This is a genomic window from Streptomyces sp. NPDC017529, assembly GCF_044329785.1.
GTDB lineage: Bacteria > Actinomycetota > Actinomycetes > Streptomycetales > Streptomycetaceae > Streptomyces.
The window spans coordinates 72,981-83,846 of record NZ_JBIRJY010000002.1; the positions used below are offsets into that span (position 1 = coordinate 72,981).

General features: G+C 71.4%; 8 protein-coding genes. 1 reads left to right on the forward strand and 7 read right to left on the reverse strand.

Going from position 1 to position 10,866, the window contains the following annotated elements; genetic code table 11:
* Window positions 1-131: 131 nt before the first annotated feature.
* From folE to dacB, 6 genes are all read right to left on the reverse strand, one after another.
* Window positions 132-737 (reverse strand): GTP cyclohydrolase I FolE, encoded by a 606-nt coding sequence (gene folE, locus ACH4K4_RS03905; RefSeq protein ID WP_398164617.1) that lies wholly within the window; start codon window positions 735-737, stop codon window positions 132-134.
* A gap of 234 nt (window positions 738-971) precedes the next feature.
* The gene (gene ftsH, locus ACH4K4_RS03910) at window positions 972-2,984 is read right to left on the reverse strand and encodes an ATP-dependent zinc metalloprotease FtsH (protein WP_398164618.1); all 2,013 of its coding nucleotides are present in this window, start codon (window positions 2,982-2,984) and stop codon (window positions 972-974) included.
* Between the two features lie 284 nt (window positions 2,985-3,268).
* On the reverse strand, window positions 3,269-3,808 hold the full coding sequence (hpt, locus tag ACH4K4_RS03915) for a hypoxanthine phosphoribosyltransferase (RefSeq protein ID WP_030596434.1): 540 nt from the start codon (window positions 3,806-3,808) through the stop codon (window positions 3,269-3,271).
* An 87-nt stretch (window positions 3,809-3,895) separates the two neighbouring features.
* The gene (gene tilS, locus ACH4K4_RS03920; protein WP_398164619.1) at window positions 3,896-4,969 is read right to left on the reverse strand and encodes a tRNA lysidine(34) synthetase TilS; all 1,074 of its coding nucleotides are present in this window, start codon (window positions 4,967-4,969) and stop codon (window positions 3,896-3,898) included.
* Between the two features lie 208 nt (window positions 4,970-5,177).
* Complete coding sequence (locus ACH4K4_RS03925; RefSeq protein ID WP_398164621.1) at window positions 5,178-6,311, reverse strand: zinc-dependent metalloprotease; 1,134 nt, start codon at window positions 6,309-6,311, stop codon at window positions 5,178-5,180.
* A gap of 145 nt (window positions 6,312-6,456) precedes the next feature.
* Entirely contained in the window at window positions 6,457-8,055 is a 1,599-nt protein-coding gene (dacB, locus tag ACH4K4_RS03930; protein WP_398164623.1) for a D-alanyl-D-alanine carboxypeptidase/D-alanyl-D-alanine-endopeptidase, read from the reverse strand.
* An 86-nt stretch (window positions 8,056-8,141) separates the two neighbouring features.
* On the opposite strand from dacB, the gene ACH4K4_RS03935 reads away from it, so the two are divergent.
* Window positions 8,142-8,639 carry an inorganic diphosphatase gene (locus ACH4K4_RS03935; protein WP_004571927.1) on the forward strand — a complete coding sequence of 166 codons (498 nt, stop codon included), beginning with the start codon at window positions 8,142-8,144 and terminating at the stop codon, window positions 8,637-8,639.
* 87 nt (window positions 8,640-8,726) lie between these two features.
* Here ACH4K4_RS03935 and ACH4K4_RS03940 read toward each other — a convergent pair whose 3' ends face one another.
* Window positions 8,727-10,454, reverse strand: a complete 1,728-nt coding sequence (locus ACH4K4_RS03940) for a threonine/serine exporter ThrE family protein (protein ID WP_398164625.1) — start codon at window positions 10,452-10,454, stop codon at window positions 8,727-8,729.
* Window positions 10,455-10,866: the final 412 nt, after the last annotated feature.

The window sequence follows — 10,866 nt, forward strand, 5'->3', positions numbered from 1 at the left end:
CGCCGCTTTGTGGGGTGGGGCGGCCCCCACCCCGGGTCGCCCCCCCGCCCCGGGGGCGGTTGCCAAACGAGGGGGGGGGGCCCGGGGGCCCAAAACCCCCGCCCCCCCCCCGCTTCGTATGGCACAGGCTCTCAGCGCGCCAGTATCAGGCTCATCGCCTCGGCACGGGTCGAGGCGTCCCGCAGCTGGCCGCGGACGGCCGAGGTGGTCGTCTTGGCGCCCGGCTTGCGTATGCCGCGCACCGACATGCACATGTGCTCGGCCTCGATCACCACGATGGCGCCGCGCGCCTCCAGGATGCGCATCAGGGAGTCCGCGATCTGGGTGGTCAGGCGCTCCTGCACCTGGGGGCGGCGGGCGAAGACCTCGACCAGGCGGGCCAGCTTGGACAGCCCGGTGATCTTGCCGCTGTCGGCCGGGATGTAGCCGACGTGCGCCACCCCGTGGAACGGCAGCAGGTGGTGCTCGCACAGCGAGACGATCTCGATGTCCTTGACCAGGACCATCTCGTCGTGCCCCAGGTCGAAGGTGGTCGTCAGAACGTCCTCGGGCTCCTGGCGCAGCCCCGCCAGGATCTCCTTGTACGCGCGCGCCACGCGGGCCGGCGTCTCCAGGAGGCCCTCACGGTCCGGGTCCTCGCCGACCGCGATCAAGAGCTCGCGCACGGCGTTCTCGGCACGCTTCTCGTCGAACTCGCCGATCTTGCCGTCGCCGGCCAGCGTCACCGGATCGGTCATCTTGTGCCTCGTTCCTGGTCCCAGTTGCGCTCACTCCACACGCGGAGTACCACCCGTTCAGGCTAGAACCCCTGAGGCGCGGCTTTCATTCCGGGGCCGGTGAGGGTCCGCGCGGAAACCGGCATACGGGATGCCTCACGACGAAGACCGGGTCCGTACGGAACGTTCCGTACGGACCCGGTCTCCTGCCGGGCGGACCCGGTCATCGCCTTGTCTTCACCGCTCGCGGAGCGGTCAGGCCTCGGGGTTCTGCTCCTCGGGGGCCTCGGTCTTCTCGGTCGAGACACCGGAGGCCGAGGGGGCCGAGCCGTTGGCCGGCGCCAGTTCCTTCGGCGACAGCACCGGCGGGCGCGTCGACGGCGTACGCCGCGAGGAGCCGGTCCACGCCGGGCGGGCCGGGCGCTTGACGATGTGCTTGAAGACCTCGGCGACCTCTTCCTTGTTCAGGGTCTCCTTCTCCAGGAGCTCCAGAACCAGGTTGTCGAGGACGTCGCGGTTCTCGACCAGGATCTCCCACGCCTCGTTGTGCGCGGTCTCGATCAGCTTCTTGACCTCTTCGTCGACCAGCGCGGCGACCTCTTCGGAGTAGTCGCGCTGGTGACCCATCTCACGGCCCAGGAACGGCTCGGAGTTGTCGGAGCCGAACTTGATCGCGCCGAGCCGCTCGGTCATGCCGTACTGCGTGACCATGGCACGGGCCGTCGCGGTCGCCTTCTCGATGTCGTTCGCGGCGCCCGTGGTCGGGTCGTGGAAGACCAGTTCCTCGGCCGCGCGGCCACCGAGCATGTACGCGAGCTGGTCGAGCATCTCGTTGCGCGTGGTCGAGTACTTGTCCTCGTCCGGGAGGACCATGGTGTAGCCCAGGGCCCGGCCGCGGGACAAGATCGTGATCTTGTGGACCGGGTCCGAGTTCGGCGAAGCGGCCGCGACCAGGGCGTGTCCGCCCTCGTGGTACGCGGTGATCTTCTTTTCCTTCTCGGACATGATCCGGGTCCGCTTCTGCGGACCGGCCACCACGCGGTCGATCGCCTCGTCCAGGAACTTGTTGTCGATCAGCTTGGCGTCGCTGCGGGCCGTCAGCAGGGCGGCCTCGTTCAGCACGTTGGACAGGTCGGCACCGGTGAAGCCGGGGGTGCGCTTGGCGACGGCCGCCAGGTCGACGTCCGGCGCGACCGGCTTGCCCTTCTGGTGGACCTTGAGGATCTCCAGGCGGCCCTGCATGTCCGGACGGTCGACGGCGATCTGCCGGTCGAAGCGGCCGGGGCGCAGCAGCGCCGGGTCCAGGATGTCCGGGCGGTTCGTGGCGGCGATCAGGATGACGCCGCCCTTCACGTCGAAGCCGTCCATCTCGACGAGGAGCTGGTTCAGCGTCTGCTCGCGCTCGTCGTGTCCGCCGCCGAGGCCCGCGCCGCGGTGCCGGCCGACGGCGTCGATCTCGTCGACGAAGACGATCGCCGGGGCGTTCGCCTTGGCCTGCTCGAACAGGTCACGGACCCGGGAGGCGCCGACACCGACGAACATCTCGACGAAGTCGGAGCCGGAGATCGAGTAGAACGGGACGCCCGCCTCGCCGGCCACGGCGCGCGCGAGCAGCGTCTTGCCCGTACCGGGCGGGCCGTACAGCAGCACACCCTTGGGGATCTTGGCGCCGACGGCCTGGAACTTCGCCGGCTCCTGGAGGAACTCCTTGATCTCGTGGAGCTCCTCGACGGCCTCGTCCGACCCCGCGACGTCCGAGAACGTCGTCTTCGGCGTGTCCTTGGTGATCAGCTTGGCCTTGGACTTCCCGAAGTTCATCACCCGGGAGCCGCCGCCCTGCATCTGATTCATCAGGAACAGGAAGACCACGACGATCAGTACGAACGGGAGCAGCGAGAGCAGCACGCCGACGAAGGGGTTCTGCTTCGACGGGGAGACGGTGTACCCGTCCTTGATCTCGCCGGTCTGGTACCTGGCCTGCAGGGTCTTGGCCAGGTCGACGCCCTGGTCGCCGATGTAGCTCGCCTGGAGCTTGTTGGAGCCGTCGACCTTGTTGTCGCCCGACAGCTCGACCTTGATCTTGTTCTCGTCGCCGGTCGTCAGCTCGGCGGATTTCACCTTGTTGTCAGTGATCGCCTTGACGACCTGACCGGTGTCCACCGTCTTGTAGCCGCCGGACGAGCCGACGACCTGCATCAACACGACCACGGCGAGGACGGCCAGCACGATCCACATGACCGGCCCACGGAAGTATCGCTTCACGTCCATCCATACGGAGCCCTCTGAGCCCCGTCCCTCCTGCCACAGTGAGGCACAACAGCCCTGTGGAGGGCTGGTCGTGCGTACGGTGTATTACTGGCCCGAAAAAAGACTGACCTTCGGACGGTACCCCAGCATTGTCACCCGACGACGCCGCCCACGGTTAACAATGCAGCTTCGGATGCCGTTCTCCCTGCTCCAACGGCGGGAAACCCCACGGGGTTCCCGCCGCCGGGCACCGGCCGGTCCGGGCCCCCGGCCGCCGCGCGGGCGGCCGGGCTGGCGGGCGCCGCTCAGCCGCCGTAGACGTGCGGCGCGAGCGTGCCGACGAACGGCAGGTTGCGGTACTTCTCCGCGAAGTCCAGGCCGTAGCCGACGACGAACTCGTTGGGGATGTCGAAGCCGATCCACTTCACGTCGATGGCGACCTTGGCCGCGTCCGGCTTGCGCAGCAGCGTGCAGACCTCCAGGCTGGCGGGCTCGCGCGAGCCCAGGTTCGACAGCAGCCAGGACAGCGTCAGACCGGAGTCGATGATGTCCTCGACGATCAGGACGTGCTTGCCCTTGATGTCGGTGTCGAGGTCCTTGAGGATGCGCACCACTCCGGAGGACTGGGTGCCCGCGCCGTACGACGACACGGCCATCCAGTCCATCGTCACGGGGTTGGACAGCGCGCGCGCCAGGTCCGCCATGACCATCACCGCGCCCTTGAGGACGCCGACGATGAGCAGGTCCTTGCCCGCGTACTCCGCGTCGATCTTCGCAGCCAGCTCCGCCAGCTTCGCGTCGATCTCTTCCTTGCTGATGAGCACCGACTGAAGGTCGGAGCCCATGTCCTTGTCGTCCACCCGTGCCACTCTCGCTCGGTTCGGTGTCGTGAGACTCGTGAAGCGGGGCGGCGCCCATCGGTGTCCTGCGGCTCAGCCCTGCCGGATCACCAGTCTGCCACCCTGCCGTCGCACACCCACGCGCCCGGGGAGGTTCACGGTCCCCTGCCCGCGCCAGCCGGTGATCAGCCGGTCCACTTCCTCGACGTGCCGGGCGAAGAGCGAACCGGCCGGGGCGCCGGCCGAGATGGCGGCCCTGCGCAGCACCCGGCGGCGGACCGCGGCGGGCAGCGCGTACAGCCCGGCGACGTCGAGGGTGCCGCGGTCGTCGAGCACCGTGCGCTCCGCTTCGGCGGCCCAGGAGTCCAGGGCGTCGGCATCGTCCCGGGAGAGCTGGGCGGTACGGGCGAGGGCCTCCACGACACCCTTGCCGAGCGCCTTCTCCAGCGCGGGCAGGCCCTCGTGGCGCAGCCGGGAGCGCGTGTAGAGCGGGTCGGCGTTGTGCGGGTCCTCCCACACGGGCAGCGACTGGATCAGGCACGCCTTGCGGGCGGTCTGGCGGTCGACCTCCAGAAAGGGGCGGCGGTAGCGTCCGCCGCGGCCCGTCTTCGCCGCCATGCCGGACAGCGAACGGGTGCCGGAGCCCCTGGCGAGACCCAGCAGGACCGTCTCTGCCTGATCGTCGCGGGTGTGGCCGAGGAGGACGGCGGCGGCGCCGTGCCGCTCGGCGGCGGCGTCCAGCGCGGCGTAACGGGCGTCCCGGGCGGCGGCCTCGGGCCCGCCGGCCCGCCCCACCTCGACGGCGACCGCGTCGACCGGGTCGAGGCCGAGGGAGCGCAGGCGCGCGACGACCTCGGCGGCGCGGGTGTCGGAGCCGTCCTGGAGGCCGTGGTCGACGGTGATGCCGCCGGCCCGTACGCCCAGCCTGGGGGCCTCGAAAGCCAGCGCGGAGGCGAGTGCCATGGAGTCGGCGCCGCCGGAGCAGGCGACGAGCACGAGCGGGGGCTCGTCCGGCGCGGCGGGCGGCAGCGGCGCCCCGGCGGACACGAGCGGCGCGCCGACGGCGCGGCCGGGGGCCGGGACCTGCGAGGAGTGGTGGTTCAGTACGTCGTGAAGCACGCGGCGGACCGCCACGCGTATCGCGGCGACCGCTGGATGGGGACCCATGTCCGTTTCCAATCGTCAGCTGAGGGCCTCGGCCCGTACACGGCTCTTCGTCACACAGAGTGCCTAGATGGTGACAGAGACGAGCCGTTCCCTGAGCATTGCACGCCTATCCTTCGCTCACGGTCCCTCAGAAGAGTGACAGCAGGGAGCGTTCACCCGCCCCGCGGTGCGCCCAGCTCACAACTCCGCCCCGCGGGGCCATGCCCCCTCAGCGGTGCACCCGCGCGACCCAGTCCGCCGGTTTGGCGATCTCCTGCTTCGTCGGGAGAGTGTTCGGCGACGTCCACACCCGGTTGAAGCCGTCCATGCCGACCTCGTCCACCACGGCCCGTACGAACCGCTCGCCGTCCCGGTACTGGCGCAGCTTCGCGTCCAGCCCCAGCAGCTTGCGCAACGCCTGGTCGAGCCGGCCCGCGCCGCTCGCGCGCCGCTTCTGGAACTTCTCCCGGATCTCGGCGACCGACGGCACCACGTCCGGGCCGACGCCGTCCATCACGTAGTCGGCGTGCCCCTCCAGGAGCGACATCACCGCCGTCAGCCGGCCGAGGATCTCCCGCTGCGCCGGGGTCTGCACCAGGTCCACGAAACTGCGGCCCCCGTCGTCGCCCTCCTCGCCCTCGGGGCGGCCGCCGGTCAGCGACTGGGCCGCCTCCCGCAGCCGCTCCAGCAGCGTGCCCGGGTCGATCTCGGTCTCGCCGAGGAAGGACTGGATCTCGCCCTCGATGTGGTCCCGCAGCCACGGCACGGCCGTGAACTGCGTACGGTGCGTCTCCTCGTGAAGGCACACCCACATGCGGAAATCGTGCGGGTCCACCTCCAGCTCCCGCTCGACGTGGACGATGTTCGGGGCGACCAGCAGCAGCCGGCCGCCCTGCGCCGCGGCCGGCAGGTCACGGGACGCGGGCGCGAACGTCTCGTACTGGCCGAGGACCCGCGAGGCCAGGAACGACAGCAGCATGCCCAGTTCGACACCGGTCACCTTGCCGCCCACGGCCCCCAGCACCGCGCCGCCGGGAAGGGAGGAACGGCGCTCCTCCATCTTCTGCAGCAGCGGCTTCAGCACCTCCCGGAAGCCCGCCACGTTCGCCCTGATCCAGCCGGGCCGGTCCACCACCAGTACGGGCGTGTCGTGCCCCGCCCCGGGCTCACCCTCCCCCTCCGGCTGCACCATGCGGGTGAACGCGCGCACATGTTCCTCGGAGGACTTCGCATGCCGCCGCAACTCGGCCACGATCGCCCGCGCCTCGTCCCGGCTCACCTCTGGCCCCGGCCGTACGAACCGGGTCGCGGTCGCTACCGCGAGATTCCAGTCGACCATCTCCACACCACCGATGCTCGTCATGGGTTCACGGTACGTGGGCGCATCCGCTGGGGGTAGCCGACGGCCTGCGCGGCAGGCCGCTCCGGCCCGCCCCCTGGCGTGGTGGGGCGAATGCGAAGGTGCGCGGAAGGTGATCTCGGTGGTCGGCTGCCGGTCGTGGTGGGACTCAACGGCAGCCGCAGTTGGCCACCTCTGAGGCCAGGCGGTCCAGTGCCTGTTGGGCTGCCTGGGGGTCGGTGGTGTTGTTGGTCATGAAGGCGAAGACCAGGAGGCGGCCGTCGGTGTCGACGACCGTGCCGGCGAGGGTGTTCACGCCGGTGAGGGTGCCGGTCTTGGCGCGTACGGTGCCGGCGCCCGCCTTCTCGCCCGTGTAGCGGCCGCTGAGTGTGCCGGTGAATCCGGCGACCGGCAGGCCGGTGGCGACGGGGCGGAGTTCGGGGTGGTCGGGGGAGGTGGCCAGGACGAGGAGGCGGGAGAGCAGGCCCGCCGACACCTTGTCGCCGCGGTCCAGGCCGCTGCCGTCCGCGAAGACGGTGCCGGCCGGCGGCAGCTTCAGGCGGGCCAGGGTCTTGCTCACGGCCCGGCCCGCGCCTTCGAAGCTGGCCGGTTCGCCGGTGGCGAGGGCCGTCTGGCGGGCGAGCGCCTCGGCGATGTCGTTGTCGCTGTGGGTGAGCATCCGTTCGACGAGCGCGGCGAGCGGCAGTGAGCGGGTGGTGGCGAGTCGCGGTGCCTTGGCCGGGACCTCGGTCGGTACGGGGGCGCCGTCGACCGTGATGCCGCGGTCCTGGAGCAGCTGCGCGAAGGTACGGGCGGCCGCGGCGGCCGGGTCGGTGTCGCGGGGCGCGGGGCCGTGCTCGGAACGGTCGAGACGTGCTTCGTCGGCCATGAGGGGGACGACGGGGGCGATGTTCTCGTTGGGGCTGATGGGGTGCAGGCGGGGGCCCGTGTAGGCCGAGGTGTCGTACCCGAGGCGGACCTTGGTCGGGCCGCGCTTCTTGAGCGTACGGGCCGTGTCGTCGGCCAGTGTGCGGAGGCTGGCGGGCCGGTCCTGGGCATCCTCCGTGGACGCGCGGGCGGTCAGGGTGGGGTCGCCGCCGCCCACGAGGACGACGCCGCCGCCCGCGTCCGCGACGACCGAGGTGTCGATGCGGTGCTCGGGGCCGAGCGCGGAGAGCGCGGCGGTGGCGACGGCCAGCTTGACCGTCGAGGCCGGGGTGGCCGCCCGGCCGGGTTCGGCGCCGAAGAGTTCGCGGCCGGTCGCGGCGTCCATCACGGAGGCGGTGCGCAGGGAGCCGAGCGCCGGGTCCTTGAGGAGCGGTGTGAGCCGGTCCGAAAGGGCCTGCGCGGTGGGGAGCGGCGGGGTGCCGGCGCCGAGCGCGGGCAGTACCGGAGGCGCGCTGGGCGGGCCGGCCGGGACGTGACGCTCGCCACCCGTACCGCCGGCCACGGATGCCCGGGCCCGCTCGGCCGTACGCTGGCCCGAGTCCCAGGGCCCGGCCGCCGCGACCGCACCGGCCGCGACCACCAGGCCCAGGACGGTGGAGCTCGCCGTCAGCCGTACGGTCTGCCGCTGCTGCTTGGAGGCGGCCCACCAGGCGGTACTGGCGGAGCCCACGGCGGACCGGGAAGCGGAACGCGCCGATCCGGTCGCCGCACGGGTCGCGGACACGGCGGCGGACCCCGCCGACCGCGCCGAGCGGGCACAACGGTGCGCCGACCGTCGCGCTGACTGCCACCTGACCTGCCACGACCTGGTCTCCGGCACCTAGGACCAGCCCCTTTCGCCACCACACACCTGCGTGGGGGACACTTAATCACCAGACGTATGTGTTGATCATGGAGGAGCCACCCGTGGAGTTCGACGTCACCATCGAGATCCCGAAGGGTTCGCGGAACAAGTACGAGGTGGACCACGAGACCGGACGGATCCGTCTGGACCGTCGCCTCTTCACCTCGACCAGCTACCCCGCCGACTACGGATTCGTCGAGAACACCCTCGGCGAGGACGGCGACCCGCTGGACGCGCTGGTCATTCTGGACGAGCCGACGTTCCCCGGATGCCTCATCAAGTGCCGCGCCATCGGCATGTTCCGGATGACCGACGAGGCCGGCGGCGACGACAAGCTGCTGTGCGTCCCGGCGTCCGACCCGCGCGTGGAGCACCTGCGGGACATCCACCACGTGTCGGAGTTCGACCGCCTGGAGATCCAGCACTTCTTCGAGGTCTACAAGGACCTGGAGCCCGGCAAGTCCGTCGAGGGCGCCGACTGGGTCGGCCGCGCCGAGGCCGAGGCCGAGATCGAGGCGTCCTTCAAGCGCCTTGAGGCGCAGGGCGGCGCCCACCACTGATCCTGCGGCTCGTTTGAGCGGTGAAAAAAGGGCGGCACTCGTCGGTCGAGTGCCGCCCTTGCGCTGTCCTGGGCCCTCGCGTACGCCCTAGAAGCCCCGCGTCCGCTTCGCCGCGCGGCGGTCGCCCGGCTCTTCCTGCGTCGCGCCGGGCGACTTCATGAAGAGGCGGGCGACCTCGCCGCCGAGGTTCACGCCGACGGCGATGGCCAGTGCCAGGGAGGCGGCCTTGATCAGGGACGAGACGCCGGGCCCGATGTCGCCCTGGGCGAAGTTGAGCAGGCCGAAGTAGGTGGCGCTACCGGGCAGCAGCGGCCCGATCGCGGCGGTGACGTACGGGAGCGCGGAGGCGTACCGGTAGCGGCTGAGGAGCTGGCCGAAGAGGCCGACGAGGCCGGCCGCGATGGCCGTGGCGGGCACCGCGTTCATGTTGCTGACGTTGGCGAGCGCGCCGTAGACGACCCACGCGACGCCACCGTTGAGGGTGGCGAACAGGACGGTGTGACGTTCCTGCTGGAGCAGGACGCAGAAGGCCAGCGCCAGCAGCATGGCGGCCACGATCTGCACCGGTGGGTCGTTGAACAGGGCGAACCCGGCCGCCGGGTAGAGGTACTCCGGATTGAGCTGGAGCCCGATGTAGAGCGCCGCGAGCACGCCGATGACGATGCCGACGATGAGGTAGCCGACTTCCAGCAGGCGCGCCGAGGCGGTGATGTAGTAGCCCGTCAGGCCGTCCTGTACGGCGGCCACCAGCGCCCGCCCGGGGATCAGCGCGAACAGCCCACCGGTGATCACCGCGGACGCCTGTACGGCGACGTGCGAGAAGCTGAGGGCGACCCCTATGGCGGCCGGCGGCATGGCCGCGACCACGAACTGGTAGAACTCCGGCAGCCCGCGGCTGGAGGCGAGCCAGGCCAGCCGGTCGCCGAGCATCGAGCCGATGGCGGCCGCGATGAAGACGATCAGCTGGCCGCCGACCAGCATGCTCGCGGCGCCGGACAGCAGCCCGGAGGCGAGGGTGAGCGCCCAGCTCGGGTAGGGGTGACGGTTACGGCGTATCTCGGCCAGGCCGCGGTACGCCTCCTCCAGGGTGATGCCCTCGGAGGTGATCTCGTCGACGAGGCGGAACACCGCGGACAGCCGGGTGTAGTCCACACCGCGCCGCCGTACCGTACGGCTGGCCGTCACCGGGTCGTCGACCAGCGACGGCTGGTAGGAGATCGACAGCAGGGTGAAGGTGACGGTCGGCTCGACCCGCTCCAGCCCGTAGGCGTGCGCGACGCCGAACATCGCGGCTTCCACGTCCTCCGCGCCCTCGCCGCCCGCCAGCAGGATCTCGCCGATACGCAGCGTCAGGTCCAGCACGCGCGGTACGGCGGGGCCGCTCTCCTCGGCGCGCTCCGCCCGCTCGGGGACCGGCCGCTCGCCGACCGGCATCCGCAGCATGGTGCGCATGCGGTCCTGCCAGGGCGTCTGCTTGGTGAGGCTGATGACGGGGATGCCGTGCGGCGGCGTGAAGGCCGGCCAGCCGGCCGGGGTCCGGTCGGGCAGCTGGTGCTGGCCCGTGGTGCTGCTGGTGCCGGCGGGCTGGGTGAAGGCGGAGCCTTCCGGCTCGGCAGGTGCCTCCGGCTTCAGGCCCTCGGGGAGGGCGAACTCGGAGGTGGGGTGTTCCTCCTCGGCGACCTGGGGGTAGGGCATGCCGAGGGGTGGGGCGAAGGCGCTGCGCGCCTCGTCCGACTGGGGCTTGCGGTCCTCGGGCTGGTCGCTGCCGCCGCTCTTGCCATTTCCGGCGCTCTGCGCGCCCCTGACGCCGTTCACGCCGTTCGTCCTGTTCGTGCCGTTGGTTCCGCGCTGGCCCCGTTGTGCGTCCGACGCCACGTCTCTTCGCTCCTCGTACGCCTCCTGCCCACCGTCAGGAACACGATGCCTGATGGTCGGCTGGGGCGCGCGGGGCGGGGCCCTCTCTGAGGTTCTTCTGCGCTGCGAGTTACCCCTGCGCACCAGGAGAAACCCGAGATACGGATCTTCCTGGAGGGCCGCCGAACGGAATGAATCACTCCCTTTTCCGCGCGGCCGGTTTCGCCGGGTCCGGGCCCCACACGGCGGTGGCCGCCCGCCCCGGCACGCGGCGCGGGCGGGCCCCGCCCGGGCCGTGGAGAACACCGCGTGGCGGGCCCCCCCCGCCGGCCGGCGGGGGCGGGCCCGACCGGCGCCGGCACCGCGCCGCCCC